Below are 15,496 nucleotides of genomic sequence, written 5' to 3'. Positions count from 1 at the left end.
AAAATACCGCAGTGTTGGCGGGCGTGGCGGTCGCGGCGGTCACGCGAACGGCGAACACCCCAGGTACCCGAGAGAGGTGGCCTTCCCATGTCCGAAACGACCCCGGCGAGCGTGCAAGTGCTCGGCGGACCGGTGGAGCGCGGCGCGGAGATCCTCACCGGCGAAGCGCTCGACTTCATCGCCGGCTTGCAGCGCAAGTTCGGCGCCCGTCGCGACGAGCTGCTGGCCCGCCGCAAGCAGCGCCGCGACGAGGCCGCCCGCAACGGCAGGCTGGACTTCCTGGAGGAGACCCGGGAGGTCCGCGAGTCCGACTGGCAGGTCGCCACCCCGCCCGCGGACATCGCCGACCGGCGCGTGGAGATCACCGGGCCGACCGACCGCAAGATGTCGGTGAACGCGCTCAACTCCGGCGCCCGGGTGTGGCTGGCCGACCTGGAGGACGCCAACACCCCGCACTGGGAGAACGTGGTCAGCGGCCAGGTCAACCTCTACGACGTGGTCCGCAAGCAGGTGGAGCTGTCCACGCCGGAGGGCAAGCAGTACAAGCTGCGCGACGACGTGCAGCACGCGGTGCCGCTGGTGCGCCCGCGCGGCTGGCACTTCGACGAGAAGCACCTGCTGGTGGACGGCAAGCCGGTGGTGGGCGCGCTGGTCGACTTCGGGCTGTACTTCTTCCACAACGCCCGCGAGCTGGTGAACCGCGGCAGCGGCCCGTACTTCTACCTGCCGAAGATGGAAAGCCACCTGGAAGCGCGGCTGTGGAACGAGGTGTTCACGCACGCGCAGCAGGAGCTCGGCATCCCGCACGGCACGATCCGCGGCACCGTGCTGATCGAGACCTTCCCGGCGGCGTTCGAGATGGAGGAGATCCTCTACGAGCTGCGCGACCACTCGGCCGGGCTGAACGCGGGCCGCTGGGACTACCTGTTCAGCGTCATCAAGACGTTCCGCGAGTCGGACCGCTACATCCTGCCGGACCGCAACACCGTCGGGATGACCGCGCCGTTCATGCGCGCCTACACCGAGCTGCTGGTGCGCACCTGCCACAAGCGCGGCGCGTTCGCGATCGGCGGCATGGCCGCGTTCATCCCGAACAAGAAGGACCCCGAGGCCAACGAGAAGGCCATGAACAAGGTCCACGAGGACAAGAAGCGCGAGGCCGGTGACGGCTTCGACGGCTCCTGGGTCGCGCACCCGGGCCTGGTGGAGATCTGCTACGAGGAGTTCGACGCGGTCCTGGGCGACAAGCCGAACCAGATCGACCGCAAGCGCGAGGACGTCGCGATCACCGCGGACGACCTGCTCGCCGTGGACCAGACGCCGGGCCAGAAGACCATCGAGGGCCTGCGCGCGGCGGTGGACGTGGGCGTGCGCTACATCGCCTCCTGGCTCGGCGGCAACGGTGCGGCGGCGATCCACAACCTGATGGAGGACGCGGCGACCGCGGAGATCTCCCGTTCGCAGATCTGGCAGTGGCTGCACAACGACGTCGTGCTCGCCGGTGGCGAGCAGGTCACGGCGGATCTGGTGCGCCAGGTGCTCGCCGACACCGAGAAGTCGCTGCGCGCCGAGGAAGGATTCCCGAACGACAACCTCGGCCGGGCGATCGAGCTGTTCGAGCAGGTCGCGGTGGCCGACGAGTTCGTCGACTTCCTGACGCTGCCCGCTTACGAAGCGCTCTGAGGCGGTTGGCGCGGAGGGAGCGGCGCGCCCGCTCCCTCCGTTGCCGAGGTACGACAGCAGAAGATCGGAAAGGGGTGCACCAGTTGGCCAAGACTTCGCTGGACGCGCAGGAGGTTCGGCAGCGGCTGGATCGGTTGTCGGCCGTGGACGAGCACATGGCGCGGCGATATCCGGGAGTCGGCGCCGGCCGCCAGCCGGTGCACACCTGCTACGTCCCCGCGCACGCCGTGGCCGCGGGGACCTTGCTGCGCTGGTCGGATGATGCGCTGGCCGCGTTCGGCGCACATCTGTCCACATCGGACGAACTCGCCGCGGTGCTTGGCATGGACGGCGATGTGGCCGCGGGCGTGCATCCGCGGGTGCGGGAGAAGCTTTCCGGCGCGGCGGTCGAGGACCTGCGCATCGACTTCGAGGACGGCTACGGCGCGCCGGGCGACGAAGCCGAGGACGACGACGCCGAGCGCACCGCCGGTGTCGTCGCGGACTGGCTGCGCGACGGCGTGCAGCCGTCGTGGTTCGGGCTGCGCGTGAAGTCGTTCGACACCTCCGAGCTGCGCGGCCGTTCGGTGCGCACGCTGGACGTGTTCCTGACTTCGCTGCTGCAGCAGTGGGGGAGCCTGCCGGACGGGTTCGTGCTGACGTTCCCGAAGGTCGTCGACGTCGCGCAGGTCGAGGTGTTCGTGCAGCTGCTGGAGCTGTTGGAGCAGCAGCTCGGGCTGGCCGAGGGCGCGCTGCGGTTCGAGATCCAGGTGGAGACCACTCAGTCCATAGTGGACTCATCGGGCCGGTTCGCGCTGCCGCGGTTCATCGAGGCGGGCGCCGGGCGGGTCACCGGCCTGCACTTCGGCACCTACGACTACACCGCGAGCTGCGGGCTCACCGCGGCGCACCAGCACTTGGCGCACCGCGCCTGCGACTTCGCGCGGCACGCCATGCAGGTTTCCGCCGCGGGCACGGGGATTTTCCTGTCCGACGGTTCGACGAACGTGCTGCCGGTCGGTGACCAGGTCCGGCACGGTTGGCGCACGCACTACGACCTGGTGCGGCGGTCCCTCGCGCACGGCTTCTACCAGAGCTGGGACCTGCATCCGGCGCAGCTGGTGAGCCGGTACGCGGCGGTGTTCGCGGAATTCCGGGAAGCAGCCCCGGCGCAGGGTGAACGGCTCGCGGCCTACGCATCGGCCCGCGGCGGGGCGGTGCTCGACGAGCCCGCGACCGCGCGGGCGCTGGCGGCGTCGTTCGTGCGCGCGCTGGCCAACGGCGCCACCGATGCGGCCGAAGCCGAGGCGATGACCGGCCTGGACGAATCGAATTTGCGGCAACTCGCGCGGATGTGAACCGCTGAGCCCGGTGCCTGCCGGTGTGCGGGGGCGGCGATCGCGCCCCGCGCACCGGCAGGTCCGCCGTCCTCGGCGAGGGGTACCGATCAGATCCGCGGGGTCATTACCTTCGGGTCGTCCAGGGTGCCGCTGGTGACGACGTTACCGCCTTCGCTCGGGCGGAAACTGCCCTCGCCGATCTCCTTGCCCTTGTCGTCGCTGCCCGCGTAGCCGTGCACCTTGATCTGCTCGACCTGGTCGTCGGAGCCCAGGGAGCCGAGGTTCGCGCAGTCGCCTGCCGGCACGATGACGCTGCTCAGGCCGCCCCGGTCGGGGAACTCGACGGAGGTCGCGTAGTCGCCCTTCGAGCACACGCTGATCTCGCCGGGCGTCGCGGCCGAGGCGGGGGCGGCGACGGCCAGCGCGGCGCCCGAGGTGAGGATGCCGACGACGGCGGCCGACGAGCCGATCCGCTTGATCGTGTTCGAGATGCGCATTCTTCGCTCCATTCTGATTGCTGGTTCCGGCTTTTCTCGCCAGGTCCGATCGCTATTCGCCCCGAAGTTATCCGGGTCGCTCAGGTGTTGCAATTAAATGCCGCAGAAATGCACCATCGGGCATGTGGCGTGCCCGCGAGCGGCCGATCTCGCAAATTATCCGGGTAGGTGTTTCGGGGTCCTGTCGAAAATCTTAAAACAGGCTTGCTGGTTCGTTTTGGCTGTTCGCCTGGGCTTGGCCCCGGTTTCTCCGGTGTGCGGTGACGCGGTTCCGAGCCGGAGATCGCGGGGTTTCCCGATTCTTCGCGCGCGGCCGCGGCGAGTGCTTGCGAATCAGCCCGCCGTGCGGCTCCGGATTTCGTCCGCCGGGCAGTGCGAAACCGTTTTTCGCGATCGGCGGTAGTTCCGGAGCCGATCGCCGGCGAGGCCGCCGCCACCCGTCGGCCTGGACGAATCCGGTTCGCGGGAACTCGCGCGGATGTGCGGCGCTATGGTCGGGGCCGACCTTCCGAGGAGGCGCGATGACCGAGGACGAGCGATCCCGAGACGAGCTGCCGCTCGCCGACCTGGCCCGCGACCTGGGCCCGAACCAGGTGTTCGGGCCGGTCGCGCAGCAGGGCGGCACGACACTGGTGCCGGTCGCGCAGGTCCGCGCGAGCGGCGGGTTCGGCGGCAGGAAGAAGCCGGTCGGCGGCGGTGGCAACATCGTCGCGCGGCCGGTCGGGGCGTGGTCGGTGACCGCGGACGGAGTCGAGTGGCACCCGGCGGTGAGCGTCAACCGCATCGTGCTCGGCGGGCAGCTCGCGGCGGCCGCAGCGCTGGTCGCGGGGTTCATCGCGTTCCGCCGGAAGCGCTGAATCGTCGGCAAAAGTCCGCATCGTCAGGGAAAGTCCGCGACGACTCGGCCTCGGCGGGCGGGATTCGCTCACCGCCGCAAGTGGTCCCGCAACGTCCGGGCGACCCGCGCCATGAGCACTTCAGCTTCGGGTTGAGTCGCCGCGGGCACGCTGGACTCGGTGAGCGCTGCGATCGCGAACGCGCGCCCATCGGCGTGCTCGACGACACCGGCTTCGTGCCGCAGGTTCAGCAACGTCCCCGTTTTCGACGACCACGTGGCGGCGTCGGAGATGAAGTCCGGCGCCAGCCGTTGCCGGATCAGGTTGCTGCCCATCAGCTCCCGCACCCGCGCGGCGACCTGCTCGTCGATCTGCGACGGCGTCCACAGCGCTTGCAGCAGGTCGGCGAACGCGCGCGCCGTCCCGGAGTTCGCGCGCGTGACGTCCAGCTGCGCGATCTCGTGCCCGCGCCCTTCGGTCCAGGCGCCGATGGCCAGCGAGTGCGCGAGGTGCGCCCGTGCCGGGTCGAACCGTTCCGCAGGCGTGTCCGCGAGATCGCCGATCCGGTGCCGGGCGGTGATCCCGCGCAGCCCCCACGCCCGCACGGCCCGCGTGACCTCGGCGGGCGGGGTGAGGTCGAACAGCGCGTCGGCGGCCACGTTGTCGCTGATCGCCATGCTCAGGTAGAGCAGGTCGTCGATCGCGATCCGCGCGGGGTGGCGGAACCTGGTCAGCCCGGTCGGGCCCGGGGTGCTGATCCGGCCCGGCTGCACCCGCAGTTCTTGCGCGCCGTCGAGTTCGCCGAGCCGGATGCGTTCCAGGGTGGCGGCGGCCAGCGGCACTTTGATCAGTGAGGCGACCGGGTAGGCGAGGTCGGGCTCGATGCCGATCTCGTGCCCGGAGTGCAGGTCGCGCACCAGGAACGAGCCGCGCAGCCCGCCTTCTTCGAGTTCGGCGACGAGTTCGCTGATCAGCTTTTCGGCGTGCATCCCTGCTCCTGCTCGTCCGCCCCGAGGCAGCGCGCGACGCCCGACCACAGCAGCGTCCGCAGTTTTTCCGCGTCGTCACCGACTTCTGCGGCGATCTCGAAGCCGCGCGCGAGCTGCACCTCGGCGATCGGCCGCCACCGCAGCCCGAATTCCGCGGCTTGGGCCGCCGAGCACAGCAGCAGGTCCGCCGACCCGAAGACTTCTGCGACGGCCGAGGTCAGCGACTCGGCGACGGTCACTTGCGCGGGTCGCAACCCCACGGAGTTGCGGACCCGAAACAGCCGGTCCCGGATGTGCGGCACGTCGTCCTCCGGCTGGATCCACACCCGGCGCCGCGGCGTCCGCCCGGAACGCCCGACGCGCAGCGTCTCCAGGTGCACGGCTCCGGACGGCAGGTCGACCGCGCTGCCCACCCCGAGCAATACCGTCCAGCTCGCCTCGTCGGGCGGTACTGCGGTGAGCGCGGCGCGCACGTCCTGCGTGCGCAGCAGGTCGACTCGCTCACCGGGGGCGGCGAGCCGGAATTCGAGGAACAGCTCGCTGGCGCGGGCTTCCGCGTCGAGTTCGGCGAGTTCCCGGTTTCCGCAGGTCGCGGGCATCGCCACCGGAAGTTCGCGGAGCCGCGCACGTTCCGCGGCCTGTTCCATCGCGTCGGCGAGCCGCATCAGCCGCCGCGCCCACGGCAGCATGTCGCGGCCGAACGGGGTGAGGTGTGCGCGCCGGGAGCTGCGGTCGAAAAGCCGCTCGCCGAGGTGTCGTTCCAGCGCGGCGACCCGGCGGCTGGCCACCGGCTGCGGGATGCCGGCCGCGGCGGATCCGCGGGTGAAGCTGCCGAGTTCGCTCACGCTCACGAACGCTTTGCAGCCGCCGACCAGGTCCACTGCAGCAGTCTATGCCGGTTCCGCATGGAAGTGTTCATTCCCGTCTTGGACGGCATGAGCGGGTGCGCAGCAGACTGGCCGCATGAAAGGAATTTCCGTGCACATACGACACTTCCGGCAGTCCGCGGTCGCCTTGTCGGCGCTGTTCGCGCTCGTCGGCTGCGCGGGCGTCGAGGCTCCGGCGCCGGGAACGGGGGCGCCGGGAACGGGGGCGCCGAACGTCGGGGCTCCGAACGCGGCGGCCCAGAACGCGGGAGCCCAGAACGCTCCTGCGGCCCGCCCGGACACTTCCACCGATGAGGATTTCGCGCGGCTGGAGCAGCAGTTCGGCGCCCGCCTCGGCGTGTACGCGGTGGACACGGCCACCGGCGAGGAGATCGCCCACCGCGCCGACGACCGCTTCGCCTACGCCTCCACGCACAAGGCGTTCTCCGGCGCAGCGGTGTTGCAGCGCAACGAGGTCGGCGAGCTGAACCGGCGGATCACCTACTCCGAGGCCGACTTGCTGCCGCATTCCCCGGTCACGGAAAAGCACGTCGGCACCGGCTTGCCGCTGCGCGAGGTGATCGGCGCCGCGATCCGCCACAGCGACAACACAGCCGCGAACCTGCTGTTCCGCGAGCTCGGCGGTCCGCCCGAGTTGCAGCGGGCGATGCGCGCCATCGGCGACGCGACCATCCACGTCGATCGGACGGAGCCGGACCTGAACCGGACCAGCCCGGGCGACATCCGCGACACGAGCACTCCGCGCGCCATGGCCGAAACGCTGCGCAAGCTCACCGTCGGCAACGTCCTGCCGCAGGACAAGCGCGGCATCCTCAACGAGATGCTGCGCACCGCCCAGCTCACCGACGACCTGATCCGCGCGGGCGTGCCCGCGGACTGGGAGGTCGGCGACAAATCCGGCGCCGCCGACTACGCGACGCGCAACGACATCGCCGTGATCCGCCCGCCCGGCCGCGCGCCGATCATGCTCGCGGTCATGTCGGACAAGGCGGACAAGGATGCGGACTACGACAACGCCCTGATCGCCCAGGCGGCCCGCGTGGTCGCCGACGACCTGCGTTGATTCAGGCTGCGGGGTCGATGCCGGACCAGGAGATGAGCCGGTCCGCGACTTCCGCGACGCTCGGCCTCGCCGTCGGATCGGCGAGGAGGCAGGCGTCCACGGTGCGCGACAGTCGCGCGGGCAGGCGACGCTTGGTCCGCAGCGGCGGCGGGGCCTCGTCCAGCTGCGGGTAGTACCGCGAGCCGTCCGCGCGGTGTTGCCGGTGCGGCACGTCCGACCACGGCGGAGCTCCGGAAAGCGCCTCGTGCAGGGTGATTCCGAGTCCCCAGACGTCGGTGGCCGCGGTCATCTCGCCGCCGCGGGCCTGCTCGGGCGAGAGGTAGTCGAAGGTGCCCGCGGTGCTGCGCTCGCCGATCCGGCAGGCCAGGCTCAGGTCCAGCAGCACCGCGCGGCCGCCCGCGGAGACCACATTGGACGGTTTGACGTCGAGGTGCGCCCAGCCCTGCCGGTGCAAGTAACCCAGCACCGAGCAGAGCTGGACGCCGAGGATCGCCGCGTCCACCGGCCGCAGCCGTCCGTGCTGCTCGACGAGGTAGCTCAGCGTCGCGCCCGGCAGCGTTTCGCTGATCACCACGGGCCGCACCGGTTCGTTGCTGAGCACGGTTTCGTAGCCGCGCACCAGGTGCGGATGCGCGAGCGAGGTCAGCAGCATTCCCTCGTTGCGCAGCCACCCGGCCGCCGTGTCGTCCTCGGCGCGTTCCGGGCGGAGAGTTTTGCCGACGCACCGGCACTGCCGCTGCTCGCTCCACAGGTCGTAGACGTCGAGCCGATTTCCCCGCCGCAGCAGGGAAATCACCCGATACCCGGGCGCCGGTGCATCGCCGGGTTCCAGCGGAGGACCGGGAGGTCCCCAATCGTCGTCTTCGCCGTAGTAGGAGCTGACCGCGCTCACCGCGCGCCGCCTGCTGTCACGCCGGATCCGCTCAGCTGCGGCTGCGGCGCCTGCCGGAGCCGCTGTGGGAGCGGTGCCGACGGCGGTGGTCGGAGCCGCTGCCGGAGCGGTGGCGCCGCCGGTGGTCCGAGCCGGAGCCGCTGCCGGAGCGGCGCCGCCGGTGCCCGTCGCTGCCGTGCGACTTGTGGCTGTGCTTGGCTGGCGAGAGCGAGTGGAACAGCTTGCCCAGGTCCATCGTCTTCTCCTCCTCGACGGGTCGGCCGCCGAGTCTGCCACGGCGCGCACGCCCGAGATCATCTACCGCCCGCCAGACTACGCGAAAGATCGGACATACCGGACGGTTTCTTCGTTCGAACCTCCGGGGTGAAGGACTCGTTCGCCCGGCCTGTCGGGGCGAAGGTGCCCATCACTCCAAGATCGACGCTTGGTTGACGGTCGTCTGCGCGCGCGTCAGGCTGCCGCTCGCACGGGCTGGAGGCGCCGGTCGCGTACGCAATCGATGGGCAGTGGAGTCATGGCTGAGCTGGGCGGACTGCTGGGCCTCGCGTTCGGATTGCTGTTGTTGTCCGGGATGGTCCACTACGTGAGCCATGCGGCGGCCACCGGCGCGATCGGCCGGAACGCGATGATCGGGATCAGGACGAGGCACACGCGGGCTTCGGATCGCGCCTGGCTGGTGGCGCACCGGGCGGCTGCTCCGTGCCTCGCGACCGGCGCGTGGATCGGCTACTCCGCTGCCGCATTGATCGTGCTCGTAGGCGGCTCGCTGCTGGCGACGGGGATCGGGCCTGTCGCGGGCCTGGCGATCGGATTCCTCGGATACGCCGGAGTGATCGTGCTCAGCGCGATCGGCGGCAGCAAAGCCAATAGGGCGGCCGAACAAGCCGAAAACAGCTGAACCGGCGGATCTCCGGCCTCGCCGGTCGAATGCTCATCGAAGCTCGCCGCGGCCATCCGGGTGATGGGTAGAACTACGCTCCACCTGGGCAAAAGCGTCCGATACCGTGCGGCCGACGTGGTCGACCAGGGGAGGACGATCGTGGCCGGGTACGAAGTGTCACCGGAGCTGCTCGAGCGGACGCGCGACACCCTTGATGGTGGCGTGAAAGGACTGGAAGGCATCGCCGACGCACCGGCACCCGGCATCGACGCCGGGGAATCCACGCCCACCGTCGTTGAAACGCTGGGTGCGCTGCTTGAGGCCAGTGCCGGGGTGCTGGCGGGTGTGCAGGAGATGGCAGGCGATGTGCAGGCCACCCGCGACCGGTACTTGAGCGATGACGATGCCGCGGCGGAGTTGTTCGGCCGCCCGGGGCAGTGAGGCGCTGATGACGGCGATCAACACGCAGATCCTCGCCGACGCTCCTTCGGCGCGGGAGGGCGCGAAGTATCTGAAGCGGTTGGCAGAGGCGAACCGGGATGCGGCGACCGCGGTCCGCCGCGGTCGTTCGGAATCCGAGGAATGGACGGGCAAAGCCGCCGACGCCTTCCGCGGCCTGGCTGAACGCACCGGTCGCGACACCGACGAACTGGCTCGCATCACCGACAAGGTCGCGCGTGCCTTGGACAGCTTCGCCGACAACATCGGCACCTGTGTGTCCAGAATGGACGATGCTCGGCAAGCGGCCGCGGAAGGCGGGTTGTCCGTGCGGGGCTGGTGGATCGAGAAGCCACCTGGCGATCCCGTGCAGTCGGCGCCGGAGGGAGCGGGCAGTCCATCCTTGCCCGGGCTGGACCCGGCCTATCACCGGCGGAAAGAGGCCGAGGCCAAGCTGGACGCATGGGAAGAGGTCGGCGGCCTGGTCAGCTGGGCGAGGCGCCTCGAACGAACCGCGCACGAGGAACTCAACTCCGCGTTGACCGACGCCAACGACCTGGTCAAGTCGCTGGTCAAGCTGTCGACGTTGTTCGCGAACGCCGTCGCGGGGGTGGGGGCGTTGCACGGTGCGGCGACGAAGCTGAAAGACATGGCCGTCGAGCGGCGGGCGTTCGTGGAGAATTTCAAGAAGTGGTCGGCGGATTCAACGTTGTCCGCGTCCGCCCGCCAAGCTCATCTCGACAACCTCTACAGGAGCATCGGGCTCACCGAGCGGCAGGCAGCCTCCAACGCCGAAGTGCTCGGCAACCTCGGCAACACCAGGGGCGGAAAGCTGATCTTCGACCCGCTGGCCAAGACCTTCGGTGGTTCGAAGCCGGGTGTCGCGCGAGGTATCGGCCGGATGGGTTCCGTGCCCGGCGCCATCCTGACCGGCGTCGAGGCGGGCAGGCAGATCATTTTCGAGGGCAAGCCTGTCGGGAAGACGCTGAGTGCGAATTTCCAGAGTTGGGGAGTAGGCGCTCTAGCCGGTGGTGGTATGGCCGCCGCCGCAAGCACAGCCGGTTTGGCGGGTGGCCCTGTAACGGTCGTCGGTGTTGGTTTCGGAGCGGCAGTGAGTTGGGCATACAGCTACTCGCAGAACAACACGTGGGCCGACTTCCAGCATGACTCGAAGGAAGCAGCCAAGGAAGGTTTGACCAAGCACGCCGAGGCGCAGAAGCAGATATACGAGATCGAACAGAAGAGCCCCGGGTCCATCCCGCTGTCGAAATGGTGAGTAATGCCCAAATGGTTGCGTTACCTGATCGTAGCGCTTTTTGGTGTGGTCGGTTTCGTCCTGCTTCTGGGGCCAGTTGGTCTCGCTGAGTCGTATGGGTTGGAGCGATCGACCGGGTCGAGTATCGGAGCTTTCAGTGCGATGGCTTGGTTCGGTGCGGGCTGGTGGATCAGCTCGCGGATCAACCGCCGTCAGGAGCGGCGGCGGCTGGAGCGCGAGTTCGGTCCGATCCTGGCGCAGTACCGGAACGACGACCGCAAGGACGAGGGATGAAGCAGCCCTCACGGGGCCGGAGCCTGCTGATCGGCTCGTTGGTGTTCATGCCGCTGATCCCGTTGGCGCTGGCTCCTCCGCTGGCTGCGGCGTTCGGCGCGGACCCGCACGCTGCGAAGATCGGCGGTGGCATTTTCACGTTGATGTTGTTCTTCGGGATGGTCTGCGTACTTTCCGAACTCATGCATCGTGTTGACGACGACGCCGATGGTTACGACGACGATCGTGACGACGCCGAGCGGCGCGGGGATTGAGTTGATGAGCGAACGCGACATTTTCGCCGCGGACGATGAAGGTGTGGCTCCTGCGGTCTTCGGCGTCGAGCAGTTGGACGAGGACGAGGACGAGCCGGTGGCGCCGACGCCGCCGGAGCCGGGGGAAGTCTTCGTCCTCCCCTCGGAACCGGTGACCGCGCCGCAGAGCGAGGTCACCGTGCAGTTGGGGCGAACCGAAGACGGTGAGCTGGTGCTGCTGGCGTTCAGCTCACCGGAGCGGCTGGCCTCTTGCCTCGGCGACGAGCAGCCGTGGGTGGCGGTCCCGAAGCCGGAACTCGAACAGGTCCGGCGAAACTGCGAAGCCGAAATCCTGGAGATCGACCCCGTGCGCCCCGCCGAAGTTTCCGAGTGAACGGACCGTTTGACCGATCTATTGGGACGAACGGTCCGTTCGCTCGGGGAGTGGTGGCCGGGCGCGGGGATTCGGGGAGGTGAGCGCCCGGCCACCGACCGGTCCGGCGTTGTCGGGGGAAATTGCCACCGGACCGGGGTTTGTCGGCGGTGCGGTCAGAAGTCCCAGGTGATCGAGAGATAAGCCTGGGCGGCGACGATTTCGGAGCACGGGGTGCAGCGGATCGCGATCGACTCGGAACGCGGCCTGCGCGGAGCCGGAGTGTCGAACGGGACGCGGATCCACGTGCCGCACAACGTGGGAGTCCACTCGCCTCCCGGCAGCGCACCGGGCCGTGATTCCGTCGCGTGCCGCAGATGCAGCGAGAGCCCCACGATCCAATAAGCGACCGGCGAAGTGCACCGGTATGGATGCGGCAACCCCATGATCGTCCTTCTTTCGGTTTAACCGCCGGATGAATTGCTGACGGGAAAGAAGGTAGATCGCTACCGTCGTGGTCAGCGAATTTGTGACAACCCAGGTCACGTGCTTGCCACAGCGGGCCGTGGCACAGCTTCTGCCCCTGTCTGGCGAGGAAAGAAGGAGGTCACCGAAATGCGGCAGTCCGAGGCGCTGCATCAATTGGGTCTGGGCGTGCACCTGCGTTCGTTGCGGGAGAAATCAGGAATGACCACCCGATCGGTGGCATCCTCGTTAGGAGTTTCCCGGTCGTCGGTCAGCCGGACCGAACGCGGGCTGCGAGCGCCCGATCGCGAGGAGGTGAGCGCGCTGTGTGCGTTGTTCGGCGTTGTCGGGGACGAGCGGGAGGAGTTGCTGAACAGGGTCGGCGACAATGCGGACGCATCCGCATGGCTGGCACTGGCTGACATGTCGGACCAGTTGGCCAGCATCCTGGTGCTGGAACGTGAGTCTGCCGTGATCACGAATGTCGAGCTAGCGCTGATCCCGGGACTCTTGCAGACCGCCGACTACTCGCGCCTGGTCATGGCAGCGTCCGTGCGGCCTGTTCCGGACCTGGAGAAGCGGGTCGCCAATCGGCTGGGGCGGCAAGCGATCTTGTCGCGGCCTAACGCAGCGATGGTCCGTTGCTTCGTCGACGAGGCGGCGTTGCGGAGGACCCTGGGTGACTCCGCGGTAATGCACGAACAGCTCCTTCACTTGCTGACAGTGCAGCGCCGATCGAACGTCGTGCTCCGGGTTCTTCCGCTGAGCGCCCAGGCGAACACTTCCCTCGACGGTTCGTTCGCGCTGTACGAGTTGCCCGGAGGCCAGCCGTACGTCTACGTGGAGGCACAGAACTTCGGAGTCTTGCTCACTGAAGCTGTTGACGTGCATCCGTTTGTGGAAACGTGCAGCCAGCTTGGGGATCATGCGTTGCAGGAGCGCGAGTCAGCTGAGTTGATCAACCAGATCGCGGAAGGGCTTGTCCATGAACGAGCGGGTATGGCGCAAGAGCAGTAGGAGCGGCACGTCGGTCAACTGTGTGGAGGTCGCGTTATCGCCGGACACGGCAGGCGTCCGCGACTCGAAGAACCGCGCGGCCGGGCACTTAACCGTCCCCGCCGCGACGTGGAGTTTCTTCTTGCAGGGCTTGAAGTCCGGCCGCTTCGACCGGTCCCGCTGATGGAGGGATCGGCCGTAGGGACTCCAGGCGAAGGCGTGCACAACAGCGCGTCGGACGGCCAAAACGTCGTCCAGGCGCAGCACATCCATGGCGACGTGCACATCCACGGTTCGGCGGCGCGCGAAGGCGCCTCGGCGGCGCCACCTCGTCAGCTTCCGGCGACGGCGCGGCATTTCATCAACCGCACGGTCGAACAGGACGCGTTGACCACGCTGCTCAACGGTTCCGGTGCGCAACACACCCTGCTGGTCTCGACGATCTCTGGGCTGGCCGGGGTCGGGAAGTCGACGCTGGTGGTGGAGTGGGCGCACAAGGTGCGCGACCAGTTCCCCGACGGCGAGTTGTACGTGAACCTGCGCGGGTTCGATCCGGCAGCCGAGCCGGTGATTGCCGCGGAGGCATTGGCGGGTTTCCTGACGGCGCTCGGGATGGAACCGGATGCGATCCCGGCGTCCGAGCAAGCGCGGGCGGCGCAGTACCGCACTCTGGCGCATGGGCGGCGAATGCTGCTGGTGCTGGATAACGCCAGAGATGCCGAGCAGGTGCTGCCGTTGTTGCCCGGGGCGGCAGGATGTCTGGTGGTGGTCACCAGCCGCCAGCGGCTGGACGGACTGGTGACGCACCACGGGGCGCAGCGACTCGCCCTCGACACCCTCACTCCCGAAGAAGGGCACCAACTGCTCGCGCGGCACCTCGGCGGCGAGCGGCTGGACGCGGAGCCGGACGCGGCCGCGACTCTGCTGGAGTTCTGCGCCGGGTTACCACTGGCGTTAACGCTGGTCTCGGTACAGGCCGCGGCCGAACCGGATGTGCCGCTGGGCGATCTGGTCGCCGATCTCGCCAACGAGCACGATCGGCTCGACGCCCTCGATGCGGGCGGCATAACCGGAATCCGGGCGGTGTTCTCCTGGTCCTACCGCACGCTCTCACCTCCGGCCGCGCGGTTGTTCCGGCTGCTGGGGCTGCCGATTTCGCCGGACGTCAGCCTCGCCGCTGCTGCCGCGCTCGCGGGCGTCGATCACCGGTCGGCGCGGAAACTCCTCGGTGAGCTGGGCCGGGCGCATCTGGTGACTCGCCGGGCGGGCGACCGCTACGTCTTCCACGACCTGCTGCGCGCCTACGCGCGCGAACGCGCGCACGCCGACGACACCGAATCCGACCGCACGGCAACATTGCAGCGGCTGCTCGACCACCACCTCTACGCCACCTACGCCGCGAACCGGCAGTTGGCGCCCGCTCGTGACCTGGTCGAGCTCGAATACGTCGACGAGCAGCTGAACTGCTCGTTCGCGGACTACGACGAGGCATTGGCGTGGTGGGACGCCGAACACGCGGGTGTTCTCGCCACCATCCGGCAAACGACCGCACTCGGAATGCCGCGAGCCGGGTGGCTCGCGAACGCCGCCACCTATCCGATGCGGCTTCGCGGACTGATCAGCGAACTGAAGACCAGCAGCACCGCCGGAATCGAAGCGGCCCGGCAGAACGACGATCGGCCCGCACTGGCCCGGTTGCACGCCGACCTCAGCGAAGCCTGCTGGCGCCTGCGGGAACTGGACCGGGCGAGCGAGAACGCGCGGATCGCCGCCGGCCTGTTCGAAGCGCTGGGCGAGCGGATGTGGACCGCGATCACCAGCTGCGGATCGGCGCTGATGTGCCTCGATGCGCAGCAATACGCGGACGCGGTGACTTCCGCGCGCCACGCGAAAAGAATCTTGGACGAGCTGGGCGGCACCGGCGAAGCAGTTCCGGAATCGCTCGCGACCCAGCAGCTCACGACCGACTCGCTGCTGGGCGTGGCATTGGCGCACTGCGGCGAATTCGACGAAGCGTTCCCGCTGCTGCGTCGTGCCCTCGAACTCGACTGGGACGAATTCGGCCGCGGCTACGTCCTGCACCGGCTCGCGACCGCGCACCTGCTCGCCGGAAACATCGCCGACGCCGTCGAAACCTGCGGCCGAGCCGTCGAGCACCGGCGGCGCATCGGCCACTCGGCGGGCGAAGCCGAAAGCCTCACCGAACTCGGAAAAGCCCAGCGCGCCAACGGCGATACGGAAGCCGCCCGGCACACCTGGCAACAAGCACTCGCCATCCTCGACCCGCTCGGCCACCACAACGCCGAAGTGATCCGCGGCCACCTCAACGCGCTCGCCGGGCAGTAGTCCGGAAAGTCGGCCATGGCAACAGAATTCGGCGACCGGTCCGGCCGATG

19 protein-coding genes are annotated in these 15,496 nt (G+C 68.9%); 13 read left to right on the top strand and 6 right to left on the bottom strand.

The window, feature by feature from the left end:
• Positions 1-87: 87 nt before the first annotated feature.
• On the top strand, positions 88-1,683 hold the full coding sequence (aceB, locus tag V1457_RS05030; protein WP_200068444.1) for a malate synthase A: 1,596 nt from the start codon (positions 88-90) through the stop codon (positions 1,681-1,683).
• 83 nt (positions 1,684-1,766) lie between these two features.
• The gene (locus V1457_RS05025; protein WP_338600841.1) at positions 1,767-3,020 is read left to right on the top strand and encodes a DUF6986 family protein; all 1,254 of its coding nucleotides are present in this window, start codon (positions 1,767-1,769) and stop codon (positions 3,018-3,020) included.
• Positions 3,021-3,109: 89 nt separating this feature from the next.
• On the opposite strand, the gene V1457_RS05020 is transcribed toward V1457_RS05025, so the two are convergent.
• Positions 3,110-3,499: a hypothetical protein gene (locus tag V1457_RS05020; protein WP_200068445.1), complete on the bottom strand. Its 390-nt coding sequence runs from the start codon at positions 3,497-3,499 to the stop codon at positions 3,110-3,112.
• A 521-nt stretch (positions 3,500-4,020) separates the two neighbouring features.
• On the opposite strand from V1457_RS05020, the gene V1457_RS05015 reads away from it, so the two are divergent.
• Positions 4,021-4,356, top strand: a complete 336-nt coding sequence (locus V1457_RS05015; RefSeq protein ID WP_338600836.1) for a hypothetical protein — start codon at positions 4,021-4,023, stop codon at positions 4,354-4,356.
• 68 nt (positions 4,357-4,424) lie between these two features.
• Here V1457_RS05015 and V1457_RS05010 read toward each other — a convergent pair whose 3' ends face one another.
• Together V1457_RS05010 and V1457_RS05005 are read right to left on the bottom strand one after the other, a co-directional pair.
• On the bottom strand, positions 4,425-5,324 hold the full coding sequence (locus V1457_RS05010) for a serine hydrolase (RefSeq protein WP_338600833.1): 900 nt from the start codon (positions 5,322-5,324) through the stop codon (positions 4,425-4,427).
• Positions 5,306-6,205 carry a LysR family transcriptional regulator gene (locus V1457_RS05005; RefSeq protein WP_295145662.1) on the bottom strand — a complete coding sequence of 300 codons (900 nt, stop codon included), beginning with the start codon at positions 6,203-6,205 and terminating at the stop codon, positions 5,306-5,308. Before V1457_RS05005 ends, V1457_RS05010 begins: the two co-directional genes overlap by 19 nt.
• A gap of 97 nt (positions 6,206-6,302) precedes the next feature.
• Between V1457_RS05005 and bla the strand changes: the two genes are divergently transcribed.
• A complete protein-coding gene (gene bla / locus V1457_RS05000; RefSeq protein ID WP_338600830.1) occupies positions 6,303-7,274 on the top strand; it encodes a class A beta-lactamase in 972 nt (323 codons plus the stop codon).
• A 1-nt stretch (position 7,275) separates the two neighbouring features.
• On the opposite strand, the gene V1457_RS04995 is transcribed toward bla, so the two are convergent.
• Positions 7,276-8,166, bottom strand: coding sequence for a serine/threonine-protein kinase (locus V1457_RS04995; protein WP_338600827.1), 891 nt, complete (start codon positions 8,164-8,166; stop codon positions 7,276-7,278).
• 31 nt (positions 8,167-8,197) lie between these two features.
• Complete coding sequence (locus V1457_RS04990) at positions 8,198-8,401, bottom strand: hypothetical protein (RefSeq protein ID WP_295145668.1); 204 nt, start codon at positions 8,399-8,401, stop codon at positions 8,198-8,200.
• Between the two features lie 279 nt (positions 8,402-8,680).
• Between V1457_RS04990 and V1457_RS04985 the strand changes: the two genes are divergently transcribed.
• The 6 genes from V1457_RS04985 to V1457_RS04960 all read left to right on the top strand — a co-directional run bounded on the left by V1457_RS04985 (position 8,681) and on the right by V1457_RS04960 (position 11,660).
• The gene (locus V1457_RS04985) at positions 8,681-9,064 is read left to right on the top strand and encodes an SdpI family protein (protein ID WP_338600823.1); all 384 of its coding nucleotides are present in this window, start codon (positions 8,681-8,683) and stop codon (positions 9,062-9,064) included.
• A 141-nt stretch (positions 9,065-9,205) separates the two neighbouring features.
• Positions 9,206-9,487 carry a hypothetical protein gene (locus V1457_RS04980; protein ID WP_338600820.1) on the top strand — a complete coding sequence of 94 codons (282 nt, stop codon included), beginning with the start codon at positions 9,206-9,208 and terminating at the stop codon, positions 9,485-9,487.
• 7 nt (positions 9,488-9,494) lie between these two features.
• On the top strand, positions 9,495-10,760 hold the full coding sequence (locus V1457_RS04975; RefSeq protein ID WP_338600817.1) for a hypothetical protein: 1,266 nt from the start codon (positions 9,495-9,497) through the stop codon (positions 10,758-10,760).
• A 141-nt stretch (positions 10,761-10,901) separates the two neighbouring features.
• Positions 10,902-11,033, top strand: coding sequence for a hypothetical protein (locus V1457_RS04970; RefSeq protein ID WP_338600814.1), 132 nt, complete (start codon positions 10,902-10,904; stop codon positions 11,031-11,033).
• Positions 11,030-11,287, top strand: coding sequence for a hypothetical protein (locus V1457_RS04965; RefSeq protein WP_338600811.1), 258 nt, complete (start codon positions 11,030-11,032; stop codon positions 11,285-11,287). The genes V1457_RS04970 and V1457_RS04965 overlap by 4 nt, the downstream gene beginning before the upstream one ends.
• Before the next feature lie 4 nt (positions 11,288-11,291).
• Positions 11,292-11,660 (top strand): SAV_915 family protein, encoded by a 369-nt coding sequence (locus V1457_RS04960; protein ID WP_338600808.1) that lies wholly within the window; start codon positions 11,292-11,294, stop codon positions 11,658-11,660.
• Between the two features lie 155 nt (positions 11,661-11,815).
• Here V1457_RS04960 and V1457_RS04955 read toward each other — a convergent pair whose 3' ends face one another.
• Positions 11,816-12,085 (bottom strand): hypothetical protein, encoded by a 270-nt coding sequence (locus tag V1457_RS04955; protein ID WP_338600805.1) that lies wholly within the window; start codon positions 12,083-12,085, stop codon positions 11,816-11,818.
• Positions 12,086-12,254: 169 nt separating this feature from the next.
• Between V1457_RS04955 and V1457_RS04950 the strand changes: the two genes are divergently transcribed.
• Genes V1457_RS04950 through V1457_RS04940 form a run of 3 tightly spaced genes read left to right on the top strand, consistent with a single transcriptional unit; the run spans position 12,255 to position 15,446 of the window.
• On the top strand, positions 12,255-13,121 hold the full coding sequence (locus V1457_RS04950; protein WP_338600802.1) for a helix-turn-helix transcriptional regulator: 867 nt from the start codon (positions 12,255-12,257) through the stop codon (positions 13,119-13,121).
• On the top strand, positions 13,090-13,284 hold the full coding sequence (locus tag V1457_RS04945; protein WP_338600800.1) for a DUF397 domain-containing protein: 195 nt from the start codon (positions 13,090-13,092) through the stop codon (positions 13,282-13,284). Before V1457_RS04950 ends, V1457_RS04945 begins: the two co-directional genes overlap by 32 nt.
• Before the next feature lie 35 nt (positions 13,285-13,319).
• Positions 13,320-15,446, top strand: coding sequence for a tetratricopeptide repeat protein (locus V1457_RS04940; RefSeq protein WP_338600797.1), 2,127 nt, complete (start codon positions 13,320-13,322; stop codon positions 15,444-15,446).
• Positions 15,447-15,496 lie beyond the last annotated feature (50 nt).

The organism is Saccharopolyspora sp. SCSIO 74807 (assembly GCF_037023755.1).
Taxonomy (GTDB): domain Bacteria; phylum Actinomycetota; class Actinomycetes; order Mycobacteriales; family Pseudonocardiaceae; genus Saccharopolyspora_C; species Saccharopolyspora_C galaxeae.
The sequence above is the reverse complement of the archived record's forward strand: the minus strand, read 5'-3'. Positions and strand labels throughout refer to the sequence as shown.